Annotated in this window: 15 protein-coding genes; 4 read left to right on the top strand and 11 right to left on the bottom strand. The window is 65.0% G+C overall.

The features are described from left to right. Positions 1–13 precede the first annotated feature (13 nt). From M2333_RS04940 to M2333_RS04920, 5 genes are read right to left on the bottom strand one after another with little or no spacing between them, the layout of a single operon-like run. On the bottom strand, positions 14–349 hold the full coding sequence (locus tag M2333_RS04940; RefSeq protein WP_264570348.1) for a DUF423 domain-containing protein: 336 nt from the start codon (positions 347–349) through the stop codon (positions 14–16). Continuing rightward, on the bottom strand, positions 346–795 hold the full coding sequence (locus M2333_RS04935) for an iron-sulfur cluster assembly scaffold protein (RefSeq protein WP_264570349.1): 450 nt from the start codon (positions 793–795) through the stop codon (positions 346–348). Before M2333_RS04935 ends, M2333_RS04940 begins: the two co-directional genes overlap by 4 nt. Before the next feature lie 12 nt (positions 796–807). Beyond that, the gene (locus M2333_RS04930) at positions 808–1,383 is read right to left on the bottom strand and encodes a CvpA family protein (RefSeq protein ID WP_181559718.1); all 576 of its coding nucleotides are present in this window, start codon (positions 1,381–1,383) and stop codon (positions 808–810) included. 9 nt (positions 1,384–1,392) lie between these two features. Beyond that, positions 1,393–2,760, bottom strand: coding sequence for a DNA repair protein RadA (radA, locus tag M2333_RS04925; protein ID WP_264594438.1), 1,368 nt, complete (start codon positions 2,758–2,760; stop codon positions 1,393–1,395). Positions 2,761–2,802: 42 nt separating this feature from the next. Continuing rightward, positions 2,803–3,255 carry a host attachment family protein gene (locus tag M2333_RS04920; RefSeq protein WP_319801295.1) on the bottom strand — a complete coding sequence of 151 codons (453 nt, stop codon included), beginning with the start codon at positions 3,253–3,255 and terminating at the stop codon, positions 2,803–2,805. A gap of 104 nt (positions 3,256–3,359) precedes the next feature. On the opposite strand from M2333_RS04920, the gene M2333_RS04915 reads away from it, so the two are divergent. Together M2333_RS04915 and M2333_RS04910 are read left to right on the top strand one after the other, a co-directional pair. After that, a complete protein-coding gene (locus M2333_RS04915) occupies positions 3,360–4,064 on the top strand; it encodes an endonuclease/exonuclease/phosphatase family protein (protein ID WP_181559721.1) in 705 nt (234 codons plus the stop codon). A gap of 59 nt (positions 4,065–4,123) precedes the next feature. Then, entirely contained in the window at positions 4,124–6,493 is a 2,370-nt protein-coding gene (locus M2333_RS04910) for a patatin-like protein (protein WP_264612568.1), read from the top strand. Here M2333_RS04910 and M2333_RS04905 read toward each other — a convergent pair. From M2333_RS04905 to M2333_RS04885, 5 genes are all read right to left on the bottom strand, one after another. Then, positions 6,490–7,758 carry an SAM-dependent methyltransferase gene (locus M2333_RS04905; protein ID WP_264611027.1) on the bottom strand — a complete coding sequence of 423 codons (1,269 nt, stop codon included), beginning with the start codon at positions 7,756–7,758 and terminating at the stop codon, positions 6,490–6,492. The genes M2333_RS04910 and M2333_RS04905 overlap by 4 nt on opposite strands. A 46-nt stretch (positions 7,759–7,804) precedes the next feature. After that, positions 7,805–9,181 (bottom strand): cryptochrome/photolyase family protein, encoded by a 1,377-nt coding sequence (locus M2333_RS04900; protein ID WP_264611026.1) that lies wholly within the window; start codon positions 9,179–9,181, stop codon positions 7,805–7,807. Between the two features lie 4 nt (positions 9,182–9,185). Beyond that, complete coding sequence (locus tag M2333_RS04895; protein ID WP_264611025.1) at positions 9,186–10,139, bottom strand: metal-dependent hydrolase; 954 nt, start codon at positions 10,137–10,139, stop codon at positions 9,186–9,188. Positions 10,140–10,277: 138 nt separating this feature from the next. Further along, entirely contained in the window at positions 10,278–11,678 is a 1,401-nt protein-coding gene (gene ahcY, locus M2333_RS04890) for an adenosylhomocysteinase (protein WP_181559725.1), read from the bottom strand. A gap of 155 nt (positions 11,679–11,833) precedes the next feature. Next, the gene (locus M2333_RS04885; RefSeq protein WP_181559726.1) at positions 11,834–12,406 is read right to left on the bottom strand and encodes a YqgE/AlgH family protein; all 573 of its coding nucleotides are present in this window, start codon (positions 12,404–12,406) and stop codon (positions 11,834–11,836) included. 209 nt (positions 12,407–12,615) lie between these two features. On the opposite strand from M2333_RS04885, the gene M2333_RS04880 reads away from it, so the two are divergent. Together M2333_RS04880 and M2333_RS04875 are read left to right on the top strand one after the other, a co-directional pair. Beyond that, positions 12,616–13,098, top strand: a complete 483-nt coding sequence (locus tag M2333_RS04880; RefSeq protein WP_181559727.1) for a peroxiredoxin — start codon at positions 12,616–12,618, stop codon at positions 13,096–13,098. 90 nt (positions 13,099–13,188) lie between these two features. Beyond that, entirely contained in the window at positions 13,189–14,637 is a 1,449-nt protein-coding gene (locus M2333_RS04875; RefSeq protein WP_181559728.1) for an AMP nucleosidase, read from the top strand. A gap of 7 nt (positions 14,638–14,644) precedes the next feature. Here the strand turns inward: M2333_RS04875 and M2333_RS04870 are convergent, their stop codons facing one another. Continuing rightward, the gene (locus M2333_RS04870; protein ID WP_181559729.1) at positions 14,645–15,478 is read right to left on the bottom strand and encodes a GGDEF domain-containing protein; all 834 of its coding nucleotides are present in this window, start codon (positions 15,476–15,478) and stop codon (positions 14,645–14,647) included. Positions 15,479–15,577 lie beyond the last annotated feature (99 nt).

The following is a 15,577-nucleotide window of genomic DNA, read 5'->3' as shown; positions in this document are numbered from 1 at the left end:
CAGGCAGATCGCCTCAGTCAGCGCGCGCGAGTTGCCAGGCCAACCAGAGCCATCCCAGGATCATCACCACGCCGCCAATCGGTGTGACCGCGCCCAGCCAGCGGGGGGCACCCAGCGCCATGGCGTAGAGCGTGGCGGCGAACAGCGCGCTGCCGGTCAGCAATGTCCATGAAGGACCATTGCTGACCGGCAGGCGCAGCAACGCAAGCACCGCCACGGCATGGACAAGCTGATAGACGCCACCGGTCCGCAACCACTCCGCGGCCTGCGGGCTGCTGGCCGCATGAGCGCCGAATGCCGACGCACCAATGGACAAGGCGGCGCTCAGCGCGGCCAGTATGCCGATCATGACGACGTCTCCTTTTGCGCGTCCCCATTTGCGCGGGCGAGGGCGGCGGCCGTGGCCTCGAACGCCAGTCGCATCGACGGGTGCCGGGCGGGATAATCGCGACCGGCTGCGAGCAAGGCGAGATCCGGCCAGTCCGGCAGGGCATCCTGCTCCCCGGCCAGATAGCCCCGCCATGCCTCGCTCACCGACTCGATGGTTGCGCGATCAGCGCCGATAGCTTGCGCGGCGAGAATCGCAGAGGCCGCCTGTCCCAGCGCGCAAGCCTTGGCATCGACCCCGAAGGCGGTGACGCGGCCGGCCTCATCCACCCGCAAGCTGACCGAGACACGACTGCCGCAGGTCGGCGAGCGCCGCTCTTCAACGAAATCAGCCTGATCGAGCGGCGGATAGGCCGAAATGCCGGCAGCGCGACGCAGCACATCCATGCTGTAGAGCGCGCTGCTCATGCGCCGGTGCCTTCACTGCGCGGCATTGCTGTCCTCGCCACTCGCGTTGCTACTCTCAGCGCCATCATCCTCAAGAATGCCGAGCAGGCCGCCGCGCCGGCTGTTCTCCGCCATCCAACCACTCATCGCCGCGCCGCTCGCGCTCAGGAGCGGATAGGAACGGGACAGTCGCATCCAGTCCGGCCGATTGGTCTGCACGCCGTAGATGGCATCATAACCGATCGTGAACAGCACGAAGGCGATGGTCGCCACCAGCAGGCCCTTGATGGCGCCGAAGCCAAGGCCCAGCGTCCGGTCGAACAGGCCGAGCAGCGAGGTCTTGGTCTTGTCGCCGATCCAGCGCGCCAGCAGCGTGCCCAGCATGAAGACGACGCCGAACACCGCGACGAATGCCAGCAGCGCCGCGACATACTCCGCCCCCACAATGGTATCGAGCAGAGCCGTGAATGGCGCGTGGAACAGACGCACCGCGACGATGGCGCCGATCAGCGCCGCAAGCGATAGCGATTCGGTCACGAAACCGCGCAGGAAGCCCCGCACGGCCAAGCCACCGATGAGCAGAAGAACGGCAAAATCCAGCACGGTCATGCCGGCTGGCTAGTCCCGCCCAAGCAGATGGTCAACAAGATCGCCGAGCCGGCGGAATCCGGTCGTCGAAATGCCGCTGGCTTGCGCCGCGCTGGATGCCGGCAACAAGGCACGCCCGAAGCCGAGCTTAGCGGCTTCTCGCAGGCGCAGCGCACTATGGGCGACCGGACGTAACTCGCCGGACAGCGCGATTTCCCCGAGCATCACCGCATCATGCGGCACGGGTTTTTCGGAAAGCGCCGAGATCAGGGCAGCAGCGACGGCAAGGTCGGCGGCAGGGTCCTGCAAGCGGTAACCGCCAGCGACATTGAGATAGACCTCGCAAGTCGCGAAGCTCAAGCCGCAGCGGGCTTCGAGCACGGCCAGCACCATGGCCAGCCGGCCGCTGTCCCAGCCGACCACGGCCCGGCGCGGGGTCGCGCCGCTGGCCAGTCGCACCGTCAGCGCCTGCACTTCCACCAGAACCGGCCGCGTACCTTCAAGCGCGGGGAAGACTGCCGTGCCCGCCACGCGCTCCTCACGGTCGGTCAGAAACAGCGCCGAGGGATTGCCGACTTCCTGCAGTCCCTCCTCGACCATTGCGAACACGCCGATCTCGTCCGTGCCGCCAAAGCGGTTCTTGATCGCGCGAAGGATACGATATTGGTGGCTGCGCTCGCCCTCAAAGCTGAGCACGGTATCCACCATATGCTCCAGCACGCGCGGCCCGGCGATGGTGCCATCCTTGGTGACGTGGCCAACCAGAATGAGCGCCGTTCCACCCCGCTTAGCAAAGCGAATCAACTCCTGAGCGCTCGCCCGCACCTGACTGACCGTGCCCGGCGCGCCTTCGATCAGGTCGCTGTGCATGGTCTGGATCGAATCGATGATGAGCAGATCGGGCTCTTCCCGCTGCCCCAATGTCGTCAGAATATCCCGCACGGAGGTGGCGCTGGCGAGATGCACCGGCGCATCGCCCAGCCCCAGCCGCCGGGCGCGCAGCCTGACCTGATCGGCAGCTTCCTCGCCACTCACATAAACGACATGCCGCCCGGCCTTGGCCATCCGCGCCGCAGCTTGAAGCAGCAGGGTGGACTTGCCGATGCCCGGATCGCCGCCGATCAGACTTGCGGACCCCGCCACCAGCCCGCCGCCGACTGCGCGGTCGAATTCCGGCAGGCCAGTGGTCATCCGCTCGGGCAGAGCGATATCCGCATCGAGCCCAATCAGATTGATCGCCTGTCCGCCGGCCTGCAGATCGTGCTTGGCCGAGAACGCGGTGGGCGGCGCTTCCTCGATCAGGCTGTTCCATTCTCCGCAGTCATCGCACTGCCCTTGCCAGCGGGACGCCACCGCCCCGCAGGCCTGGCAGACATATCGACGTTTCACTTTCGCCATGCGCCCTCTTAGCAGAACGAAGAGGGAACGCCAGAGGCGAGATCAGCTCTTCATGAGGATCTGTTCGATCTCGTCGACCGGATGGCTGGTGAGCGTCTTGCCGATCTCGCCGGCGAGCCGATCCTTGAGCGTCTTGTGATAATGGCGGCGCATCTCGCCCAGGGTGATCGGTGCCGCGACGATGACGAGGTGGTCGAACGAGCCCTCCATGGCGCGCTTGTTGAGCAGCGCGACCGCATCCGCTGCGAACCGATCTTCCGCCTGCTGCTTGAAGTCGGTTTCTTCCATCGCGCTGCGATCCTGGCTGTTGGGTGCCGAAGCGAAGCTGCGCCCGGGCCGATCGGTCGAAAGATCCTGATCCTGCTCGGATTTCTGCTCCACCGCTTCTTCGACCTGAAGGTTGAGAAACTCCTCGTCGCCAGCATTACGGAACAGCAGCATCTTGCTGCCATCGACCACCATCACGAGCGCGTCATGAGCAACTTTCATCATCATCCTCCAAGATTGCGATTTAAGTTGAATGGCTGAGCCGGCGCGGAGTTGCCTTTTTCTTGGCCATGGGGTTGCCTTGCGGCCGATAAGGCCAAATCTACGGCGCAATGATCAAGGTCGCTTCCTACAACATCCGCAAAGCCGTCGGTACCGATCGGCGCCGCATGCCAGAGCGCATCATCGATGTGCTGAACGAACTGGATGCCGATGTGATTGCCCTGCAGGAAGCCGACCGCCGCTTCGGCATCCGCCATGCGGTGCTGCCGGATCGCCTGCTGGAGATGCATTCGGATTATCGCGCCATCGAGTTGCCGACGCGAGTCGAGAGCATGGGCTGGCACGGCAATGCGCTCCTGGTTCGGCGCGACCAGAGCCATGCCGATGCCAGCGTGATCCATCTGCCCTGCCTGGAGCCGCGCGGCGCTGTGATGGCCTGTATCGAGATCAAGGGCATTCGCCTGCGGACGGTGGGGATGCACCTCGACCTCTCCGGCCTCTGGCGGCGGCGGCAGGCTGCGGCGGTTCAGCATCATGTCGATATGGTAGATGTCCAGCATCCCGCCGATGCGACCATCCTGATGGGCGACACGAACGAGTGGACCGCCAATCGCGGGTGCCTGCAGGATTTCTCGCGCCACTATGACATCGCGCCATGCGGCCGCAGTTTCCACGCCCGCCGCCAGATTGCGGAACTCGACCGGATCATGTGGCGGGGCGGCCTGACGCTGACCGACAGCGGCGTCCATTCCTCCGTGCTGGCCCGGCGCGCGTCCGATCATCTGCCGGTCTGGGCCACGTTCGACCTTCGCTGATTTGCGGATAATCCGTGCAACGGCTCGACAAGCCGGCCGTAGCGCGCCAATCTGCGCTCATGCGGGAGAAGGAACTGAGGCTGGCGCTGGTCTGCTATGGTGGAGTCAGCCTCGCCGTCTACATGCACGGGGTCACCAAGGAGATCTGGCATCTGGCGCAGGCCAGCCGGGATTTCCGCAGTGGTCGACCGGGCAATCTTGTTTATCAGCGCATTCTGGAGACCTGCCTTGCAGAGACCGGCCTGCGAGTGCGGATTCTGCCGGACATCATCGCCGGGGCCAGCGCGGGCGGCATCAACGGCGTGTATCTGGCGCAGGCCATAGAGAGCGGTCAGTCGCTCGACCCGCTGACCGAACTGTGGCTGCGCTGCGCCGATGTCGACATCTTGCTCGATCCGGACGCGCGCCCGCTCTCGCGCTTCACCAAATTCTGGGCCGCGCCGCTGCTCTGGCTGCTGCTGCGCCGCCGCAATGACACGGTGTCCCGCACCGTGGCTCCGGAAACGCGCTCGGAAGTGCGACGCAAGCTCTCCAACTTCATCCGGGCGCGCTGGTTCGCGCCTCCCTTCGGCGGCAAGGGGTTTACCGAGCTGCTGCTCAACGCCTTCGATGCGATGGAAAAAGCGCGCGAGACAGAGCCGGAGAAGATCGGAGGATCGCTGCTGCCACGCGGGCATCCGTTGGACCTGTTCGTCACCGCCACGGATTTTACCGGCCATGAGGAACGGTTGCGCCTCAATAGCCCGCCGGAAATCAGCGAGACCGAGCACCGGCTTACGATTGGCTTCCATGCCCGGGGTGGGCAACCGCGCACACTCGCCGACCCTGCCGAACTCGCGTTTGCCGCCCGCGCGACGGCCAGCTTTCCGGGGGCCTTTCCGCCGTTCACGGCTCGGGAAATGGACAAGGTGCTGGCCGACCGCGACCGCGCCTGGCCCGGTCGCGATGCTTTTTTGCGCCGCATACTGCCCGGTCACAGCGCCACGGGCGATGCGGAGGACGCCGTGCTGATCGACGGATCGGTGCTGGCCAATGCGCCCTTTGCGCAGGCAATCGATGCGCTCAAGAATCGCCCGGCGCGGCGGACGGTCGACCGGCGCTTCGTGTTCATCGAGCCGACGCCGAGTGCGCCCGGCTTTCGCCTCACCTCCCCTTCCCACCACGCCCAAAATGGTGAGCGCCCTGTCCCCGGCTTCTTCCGCACGATCTTCGGCGCGGTCAGCGATATTCCGCGCGAACAGCCGATCCGGGACAATCTGGAGGCGATTGGCGCACGCTCCGGCCGCATTCACCGGATGCTGGAAATCACCGAGCGCTTGCGGCCGGACATCGAGCGAACTGTGGACCAGACTGTCGGCCTCAGCCTTCTGCTCAGCAGACCCTCGCCGCGCCGCCTCGCGCATCTGCGGGCGAAGCTGCAGCAAAAGGCTTCACGGGCGGCGGGCTTTGCCTATCCCGCTTATGGCTATCTCAAATATGCCGGCATCATCGATGAACTGGCCGATTTGCTCAGCCAACTCCGCGATGGCCCACGCACGGCCACACGCAAAAGCCTGCGGGAGCGCCTGCGAGCGCAGCTCCATGCGACGGGCGTGGACCAGATGGACCCCGGGTCGGGCGATGGCGCAAGCGCGGCGCTTATTCTGTTCTATCGCAATCACGACATCGCGTTCCGCATCCGCCGATTGCGCTTCCTCGCCCGGCGCCTCGTCCAGCTCCGTGAGCAGACTGTGGAAGGCGAGAGCGAGGACGATGAGGGCAATGGCGCCGCCCTCTCCGTCATGCAGGATATGCTCTACGAAGCCATCGGCCTTTATGCCGAACGTCAGACGCCGGCATGGTTTGGCGCGGGCACACGCGAAGCCCTGCGGCCGCATGGCGACGATCTGATGGCGTCCCTTGCGATCATCGCGGAAGCGCGGGGCTTGCGGGATCTGGACCAGCAGATCGACGCGCGCTTTGCGGCCGCTTGTGTGGCGCTGCCGGCCGAAGATCGGCGCACCTTGCTCAAGGCCTATCTTGGCTTCCCATATTACGACATCGCGACCTTCCCGCTTCTGCAAGGCGAGGGCCTGGATGAGTACGACCCGATCAAGGTGGATCGCATATCTCCCGAAGATGCCGTGGCGATCCGCAAGGGCGGCGCACCGGCGACGCTGCGCGGCATCGAGTTCAACTGCTTCGGTGCGTTCTTCAGCCGTGCCTATCGTGAAAATGATTATCTGTGGGGCCGCCTGCACGGTGCCGACCGGCTGATCGACATCCTGCTCTCCACCATGCCGCCGGAAATCGCCGCCGATGACGCGCGCAAGGCGGCATGGAAGCGCGCGGCCTTCGAAGCAATTCTGGATGAGGAAGAGGCCCGACTGACCCTGATTCCGGGTCAGATCGCGACGATCCGCGCCGAGATCGCGCAAATCGGCGCCTAGCGCTTGATCAGCGTCACTTGCGATACGTCGATGCTCCGCCCTGCGAAACCGCCTTCGCAATACATGAGGTAGTAGCGCCACATGTCCACGAACCGCGCATCGAACCGGGCCGGCAGACGCCCTGCGTCTACCACCGCGTCAAAGCGCGCACGCCACTGCCGCAGCGTCCAGGCATAATCGAGGCCGAAGCGCGTCTGGTCTGCCCATTCCAGCCCTTCGCGCTGCGCAAGATCGCGAAAGCGCCGCTCGGCGATCAGGCAACCGCCGGGGAAGATGTAGCGCTGGATGAAGTCGGCCCGCGCGGCGTAGGCCGGGAAAATCTCGTCATCGATGCTGATATACTGGATGGCCGCGCGCCCGCCGGGCTTGAGCAGCCGGGCAATGCAGGCGAGGTAAGTCGGCCAATAGCGCTCCCCAACAGCCTCCACCATTTCCACACTGGCAATCGCATCGAACGGGCCGGCACAGTCGCGATAATCCTGCAGCAGGACCTGAGCCCGGTCCTGCGCGCCCAATCCCTCGATCCGGCCCCGGACGGTCTGCTGCTGCTCAGTGGAGAGCGTAAGACCGGTGTAGCCGATATCGGCCCGTTCCAACGCACGCTCGGCCAGTCCGCCCCAGCCGCATCCAATTTCAAGCAGTTGCTGACCATTTTTGAGATCGAGCCTCGCCAGAAGCTCATCGATCTTGCGAATCTGCGCGACTTCCAGCGTCTCATGCGGATGCGCGGGGCGGGCGCTGGAGTAGGTCAGGGTATCGTCCAGCCACAGCCGGTAGAAATCATTGCCGAGATCATAATGCTCGGCAATGTTGCGCCGCGCGCCGCGCCGGCTGTTATGCCGCCGCGCCAGCTTCCAGCGGCCCATCAGGCGCGGCAGGCCAGTCGAGCGCGCGGACTTCCCCAGCGAACGGGCATTGGCGCCGAACAGGGCGAACAGCGCAACCGGATCGGGGCTCGACCAGTCGCCATTCGCCCAGGCGCGATACCAGCCGGTCGAGCCGGAGGCCGCCAGCCGGATCAAGGCCCGCCAATTGGCAAGGTGCACGATCGCAGAAAAGCCCTGCTGGCGCCCGCCGAGCAAGCGCACCGATCCATCCGGCAGATGCAGTTCGAGTGATCCACGCATCAGACCCCGGTCGACCCTCACGAGCATCGGCTCGAACAGCCGGATCGGCAAAGCCCGCCAGAAACGCCCACCCACCTGCGCGCCGGCCCGGCGCATCATGGCGCGCTGGCGGCTGGCTTTGGGATTGTGAATGGTCATGCGCCCATATGAGCGCATTCCTCCCGCAAAGACAACCGGGCCGCGCTCAGCCTTTCACGCAGGCATAAGCGGCGAGCGCCCGTTCGCGAGCGACGCGATGTTCGATCCGCTTGGGTGGATATTGCGCTGGCCTAACGCCCCCTGCCTCGGGATCGTGGATCGCGGTGTCCTTCACATGCGCCAGTTCCCGCACCCAGCGCCGGATATAGGCAGCCGCGTCGAACTTCTCGGACTGGGTGAGCGGCGCCATGATCCGCACGAACATGTTGGAATCGATCCCGGTGCCCGCGACCCACTGCCAGTTGACGGCATTGTTGCCATAATCGGCATCGACCAGCGTATTCCAGAACCAGCGCTCCCCTTCGCGCCAGTCGATGAGCAGATGCTTGATAAGGAAGCTCGCCGCGATCATCCGCACCCGGTTGTGCATCCATCCGGTCTGCCAGAGCTGGCGCATCCCGGCGTCAACGATCGGGTAGCCGGTGCGCCCCTCCTGCCAGGCCTTGAGGTCATCCGCCGCCTCATGGCCCGAGCGCCAGGGAAAGGCATCGAACTGCGCCCGACCGTTGCGGCTGCCATAATCGCTCATCTGCGCGATCACATTCTGGGCATAATCGCGCCAGCCCAGTTCACGCAGATACACCTCGCTGGCGCCATCCTCCCGGTCGAGCGCGTGCCACAGCGTCGCTGGCGAAATCTCGCCAAAATGCAGATGCGGCGACAGGCGCGAGGAGCCTTCGCTGGAAGGCAGATTGCGGCCTTCGTCATAGTCACCGACATGGTCCATAAAGGCATCGAGCCGATCGTGGGCGCCCGCCTCGCCAGGCGACCAATCATGCGCGAAACCGCCCGCCCAGTTGGGTGAGGTCGGCAGCAAGGCCCAGTCTTCGAGTTGGTCGCTCGCCGGCCATTTTTGCGGAGCGGGAACTATATCGGGCGCCGGCACGGGCCGACCCGGCGGCATCACCTCCCGCAGCGCGCGCCAGAAGGGCGTGAAGATCTTGTACGGGCCGCCGCTGCCCGTGGTCAGGGCGCCCGGCGGCATGAGGTAATTGCCATCATGCAATATCAGTTCGTGAGAGCGCGCAACCGCCTTCTCTGCCTGGCGCCACCAGGGCTCATAATGATGCAAGGCATGGATGCGGGTGGCGCCGGTCTCCGTGGCCAACGCGGCGAGAACCGCCTCGGCCTTGCCGCGGCGCAGGATCAGCCGCGAACCGCGCGCGCGCAGGGCGGCGTCAAGGCTCTCGAGACTATGATGCAGCCACCAGCGAGACGCGCCGCCCATGGCCCGGTGCCGCGCCGTCTCATCATCGAGGATATAGACCGGGATCACCGGCCCTTCCGCGCACGCCTGTATGAGCGCGGCCTGATCGGTCAGCCGAAGATCGCGGCGGAACCACAGGATGCAGGGCGCTGCCATCGCCCTATCGCAACGCTTGCGCAGGCACCTGCACGGAAAAGCTCGCGCTGGCGCCGCGCCCCGCAAAGCGCTGGTCGGAGATCAGCAGGTCGCCATTCTCCGCCCGCTGCGCGACCGGCATCCGCGACCAGAACAGGAACGCCCGCGCATCCGCATCGCGCTGCCGCGCCCGCTCGACGCCGGGATCGTCCATGCCGGTCGGCATCCCTTCCGCTGCGCCTGCATCGGCTTCAAGCCCGGTGGCGAGGCTGTAGGGAAAGCCGCCGAAGCGCCCGTCCCCGCGCCAAAGCATTTCGCGCGACCAGGGTGCGAACGGACGCGGATTGGCGACCACCAGGTCCGGCTCGCGGCCTTGGGCGCGCAGCCATGCGGCGGCTTTCGCCTCCGCCGATCCGGTAATCAGCCCGTTGAAGAAGATATAGGCGCAGGCGGCCGTCGCGATGATCCGCGCGCGCTGCATCATCGGCGCGGGCCCGGTGCGTTCGCCGCGCCGTGCCCAGAGATAGCCGCCGATCAGCAGCGCCCAGAGCCAGATATCGATGATGAACAGCGTATCGCCATGGAACCACTGGTCGCTGAACGGCGAGAGCAATCGGATGCCATAGCTGTTGAGCCAGTCGAACGCGGGGTGGCTGAGCGTCCCGATCTGCGCGACGACCCACAGCCAGACTATGTTCACCGGCGGCCGCGTCTCTGGCCGTGTCCCACGCTTCGCCTGCCACCGGTCGAATGCGACCATGATCGCGGTGAGGATCAATGGCAGCACGATCATCGCGATCGGGCCGTGCGTCAGCCCGCGTCGCAGTGCCAGCGCCTGTGTCCCCAGCAGCGTACAGGTCGCGTCGATATCCGGGATGTTCGCCGCGATGATAATCGTCGGCATGGCAAGGCCGGAGGTGCGCCTGAGCCCGATCTGGCCCAGCACGGCGCCCACCATGCTGTGTGTGAGATTATCCATGCCCCCTGTCTTCACGACCCCACCGCTGCAGGTCAAGTTGCCCGAGAGGGCGGGAACGGATCAGGGGCGCGACCGGGATCACGAAAAAAGGCGCGGACTTAGCCCGCGCCTTCTCACGTCTTCTCAGCCTTATGCGGCTTAGTAGCGGTAGTGATCCGGTTTGAACGGACCCTCGGGCGTCACGCCGATGTAAGCGGCCTGCTTGTCGGTCAGCTTGGAGAGCTTCACGCCCAGCTTCTCGAGGTGGAGCGCTGCGACCTTCTCATCGAGATGCTTGGGAAGAACATAGACCTCGTTCTTGTAGGCATCGCTCTTGGTCCACAGCTCGATCTGCGCCAGCACCTGGTTGGTGAAGCTGGAGGACATGACGAAGCTCGGGTGACCGGTCGCGCAGCCCAGGTTCACCAGACGGCCCTTGGCGAGCATGATGATCTTCTTGCCATCGGGGAACTCGACCTCGTCGACCTGCGGCTTGATCTCGGTCCACTTCATGTTGCTGAGCGCCGCGATCTGGATCTCACTGTCGAAGTGGCCGATGTTGCAGACGATGGCCATGTTCTTCATCGCGCGCATGTGGTCGAGCGTGATGATGTCCTCATTGCCGGTCGCCGTCACGAAGATGTCGGCACGGGTGGCCGCTTCTTCCATGGTCACGACTTCATAGCCTTCCATCGCCGCCTGCAGGGCGCAGATCGGGTCGATTTCGGTCACCAGCACACGGGCGCCCCCATTGCGGAGCGACGCGGCCGAGCCCTTGCCGACATCGCCGAAGCCGGCGACGCAGGCGACCTTGCCGGCCAGCATCACGTCCGTGGCGCGGCGGATGGCATCGACCAGCGACTCCTTGCAGCCATAGAGATTGTCGAACTTGGACTTGGTGACGCTATCGTTCACGTTGATCGCCGGGAAGGGCAGCTTGCCCTTCTTGGCCAGCTCATAGAGCCGGTGGACGCCGGTGGTCGTCTCTTCGGACACGCCCTTGATCGCCGCGACGGTCTTGGTGAGATAGCCGGGACGCTCGGCGAGGAAGCGCTTGAGGGTTGCGACGAAGATCGTCTCTTCCTCGTTGGACGGCGCGAACAGCTCTTCACCGGCCTCGACACGGGCGCCCCACAGCGCGAACATTGTCGCGTCGCCGCCATCGTCCAGGATCATGTTGCAGGTCGTGTCCTGACCCCAATCGAAGATCTTGATGACATAGTCCCAATATTCCTCGAGCGTCTCGCCCTTGATGGCGAACACGGGGATGCCCCGCTCGGCGATCGCGGCGGCGGCATGGTCCTGGGTCGAGAAGATGTTGCAGGTGGCCCAGCGCAGCTCTGCGCCCAGCTCAGCCAGCGTCTCGATGAGCACAGCGGTCTGGATCGTCATGTGCAGCGAGCCGGTGATCCGCGCGCCCTTGAGCGGCTTGGATGCACCGAATTCCTCGCGCAGCGCCATCAGGCCCGGCATTTCGGTCTCGGCGATCTCGATCTCCTTGCGGCCGAAGCCAGCGAGGGAGATGTCCTTTACGATATAGTCCTGGGCCACGGTCGCCACTGATCATTCTCCTGATTGCCTGAGCCGGGGCCGCTACGCACGCCACCGGTAACACCGCGGCGCCTTACCAAGGCTATCGCTCCCTCGCAAATATAAAGATATCTTTATGTGATTGGGGTCGGGCGGAAGGGATAAAGGAAGCCAGCCCTGCCGTGTCAGGCGTGTCCCATATTGCCGGTCAGCATCGCGGGATCGATGCCTTCGAGCGAAAACGCCCCGGCCCAGCGGTTCTCCGGCGCCATCGAGAACAGCCGATAAGGCTGCGCCTTGCTGAGATACCAGCCCGGCGCGGCCAGCTCCGTTTCCAGCTGTCCCGCGCTCCACCCGGCATAGCCCAAGGCGACCAACCAGCGGGCCGGCCCGCCGCCCGAAGCAACGGCGTGCAGCACCTCCATCGACCCGGTGAGCGCAATCTCGTCATCGATGGGGTGGCTGTCCGCCGTCATCCAGTCCCGACTGTGCAGCACAAAGCCGCGGCGCGGTTCGACGGGTCCGCCTTGCAGCACCGGCTCATCGCCGACCGACTGCGCGTCGATGCTCAATGACCCAAGCAGAGCGTGCAGCCCCATGCCCTCCATCGGCTCGTGCAGCGCGATGCCCAGGGCGCCGCCCTCGTCATGCACGCACAGGAGAATGACTGCGCGCTCGAACCGCGCGTCCGGCATATCCGGCATGGCCAGCAACAATTTGCCGGCGAGGGAGAGTCTCGGTTGCGCGGGCGCGCTCATGCGATGGGCCTCCTAATCGCGACCATGCCTTGTTGGGGAGCATGCGTCCACCCCGCAGGCGGTTGACCCGTCCGGCTGAGCGGCCATCGTACCGCAGAGCCGCCCGGCCCCGCACAGCATCGACCTTGACAGGCGCAAGCCGAACACCGACTTGCTCGCTGCGCGCTGGTTCACCAGCCGAGCCCTTTCCCCCAGAACAGGAGACACCGATGACGATCAAAGTTGGCGACACGCTGCCCGAAACGACCTTCGTCAAGATGACCGAAAACGGCCCCGAACCGGTTGACAGCAAGAATTATTTTGCTGGCCGCAAGGTCGCGCTCTTCTCCGTTCCGGGCGCCTTCACGCCTACCTGCTCGGCCAAGCACCTGCCGGGCTATATCGAGAAGGAAAGCGACCTCAAGGCCAAGGGCGTCGACGAGATCGCCTGCACCGCCGTCAACGATCCGTTCGTCATGGGCGCGTGGGGCAAGGCCTCGTCGGCTGACGGCAAGGTGACAATGCTCGCAGATGGCAATGGCAGCTTCGCCGAAGCCGTCGGCCTCACCATGGACGGCAGCAAGTTCGGCCTCGGCACGCGCGGCCAGCGCTTCTCGATGCTGGTCAATGATGGCGTGGTCGAGCAGCTCCATGTCGAAGCGCCGGGCGAATTCCGCGTTTCCAGCGCCGATTTCATGCTCGAGCAGCTCTAAGACCATTGCGAGCGGGGCGGCGGCACAGGTCGCTGCTGCCCCGCACCCCGCCCCTCTTCCGCCTGTCATACAGGCCAGCTATGAAGGGGCATGAACCAAGCTTCCAGCACCCACATCGTCGAAGCGCTGATCGCGGGCTATGAAACCGCGACCGCCAATCTGCGCGAGGCCATTTTCGCTTATGCCAAGGATGGCACCGTGCCTTCCGCCCGCTCGGTGGCGGACCGGGATTTCTGCTATCCCTCGCTGATCATCGATTATCATCAGACCAATGACGGCGTGCCGAGCCGCCGCTCCTTCGCGCGCCTCTCTCGCCCCGGCCATTATGTGACGACGATCACCCGGCCGCAGATGTTCGCGCGCTATCTGACCGAACAGCTCGATCTGCTGATGGCCGACTATGAGGTGGAAGTCAGCGTCGGCCGGAGCGATCAGGCGATCCCGTTCCCCTATGTGCTGGATTCGCTGCCCGCCGGCACACTTGCCGCAATTCCGCCGAGCGAATTGGCGCGCCATTTCCCCTCGACGGAGCTCGCGCAGATCGGTGATGAGGTGGCGGACGGGCTGCTGCTGCCCGGCCCATCAGGCGAGCGACCGCTGGCGCTGTTCGATGCGCTGCGCACGGATTTCAGTCTAGCGCGTCTGCGGCATTACACCGGCACGCCGCCTGAGCACGTCCAGCGCTACATTCTGTTCACCAACTATCACCGTTATGTCGATGAATTCGTGCGCTGGGGCTGCACCGAACTCAAGCGACCGGGCACGCGTTTCACGGCGCTTTCCGGTGCCGGGGGCGTCGAGGTCACCGCCGACACCGCCAATCCGGAAAGCGCGATCGCTGACAGCGCTTGGCGGCGTCACCAGATGCCGGCCTACCACTTGATCGCCCCGGACGGCACGGGGATCACGCTGGTCAACATCGGCGTCGGCCCCGCCAACGCGAAGACCATCTGCGATCATCTCGCCGTGTTGCGGCCCGAGGCATGGCTGATGATCGGTCACTGCGGCGGCCTGCGCCCGAGTCAGCGGATCGGTGATTATGTGCTGGCCCATGCCTATCTGCGCGACGACCATGTGCTCGACGAAATGCTGCCGCCGGAAATTCCGGTGCCCGCCATTGCCGAGGTGCAGGTGGCCATGGCCGAGGCGTGCGAGCATATTCTGGGCGCCAGCGGCGACATGAAGCGCCGCCTGCGCACCGGCACCATCGTGACGACGGACGACCGCAACTGGGAACTGCGCTACTCCCGCTCGGCCCTGCGCTTCTCCCTATCCCGCGCGGTGGGCGTGGATATGGAGAGCGCGACCATCGCTGCCCAGGGATATCGCTTCCGGGTGCCCTATGGCACGTTGCTGTGCGTCTCCGACAAGCCGATCCATGGCGAGCTCAAGCTGCCGGGCCAAGCCAATCGTTTCTACGAGGAGGCCATTGCCGGGCACCTCGCCATCGGCATCGAGACCTGCGAACGCCTGCGCCAGCAGGGCGACCGCCTGCATAGTCGCAAGCTACGCGCCTTCAACGAGCCGCCCTTTCGCTGAAGGGGCGTCAGGCCGGGCTCTCCTCCGCCAGCCGGCCGGCGACGCAAAGCCGATCGCGGCCCCCGCGCTTGGCCTCATACAGCGCATCGTCCGCCCGGCGCAGGAAGGTCGTGCGCCCCTCCGCCTCCGCCAGCGTGGCCGCGCCGATGCTGGCGGTGACCGCCAGCGTGTCGCCATTGGGCAGATCGATGCTGTGGTCGCGCAACTGCCGCAGCAGCCGGTGCCCCAGCCGCGCCGCATCTTCCAGGCTGCTGTCCGGGGTGATGACGACGAACTCTTCGCCACCATAGCGCACCACGATGTCATTCAGGCGCACCTGGCTCTGGATCAACGAACTGACATGCCGCAGCACCTGATCCCCGACCAGATGCCCATAGAAATCATTGACGCCTTTGAAATGGTCGAGATCGATCATCAGCGTGGAAAGGGGGAGGCCCGAGCGGCGGGAGCGGCTGATCTCTTCGTCCAGCCTTGTGTCGAGATAGCGTCGGTTGAACGTGCCGGTGAGCGGATCGCGCACCACGTCGCGCTCCAGTATGGCGATGCGCACGAGATCCTGCGTGGTCAGCGCGGAGAGCCGGGCCACGGCGAGCACAAAGAACCCGCCAGCCAGCAGAATCAGACTGCCAAGCAAATCCGTCGGTTCCGACACCGTGGCAAAGCGGGTGCTGCCGTACACGGCATAGGCCATGATGAAGCCGACGACCAACCAGCGAAGGCGATTCCAGCGGCGGTACAAATCGCCACCTTTGAGGGCCTTGAGGATCGAATGGATCGAAGGAAGAGACGATGCAAGCAAGCCAATGCCGGCCGAGACGATTAACAGGAGAAGCCAGACCATATGCCCACCAGACCATCTAACATGCTGTCAAATAGCATGTTTATCTAAGCATTGCGCGCATTCCCTGCTGCGTTAACCATCATTCGCACCTCCGCTCGC

Source organism: Sphingobium sp. B11D3B, from assembly GCF_025961735.1.
Taxonomy (GTDB): Bacteria; Pseudomonadota; Alphaproteobacteria; order Sphingomonadales; family Sphingomonadaceae; genus Sphingobium.
The sequence above is the reverse complement of the archived record's forward strand: the minus strand, read 5'-3'. Positions and strand labels throughout refer to the sequence as shown.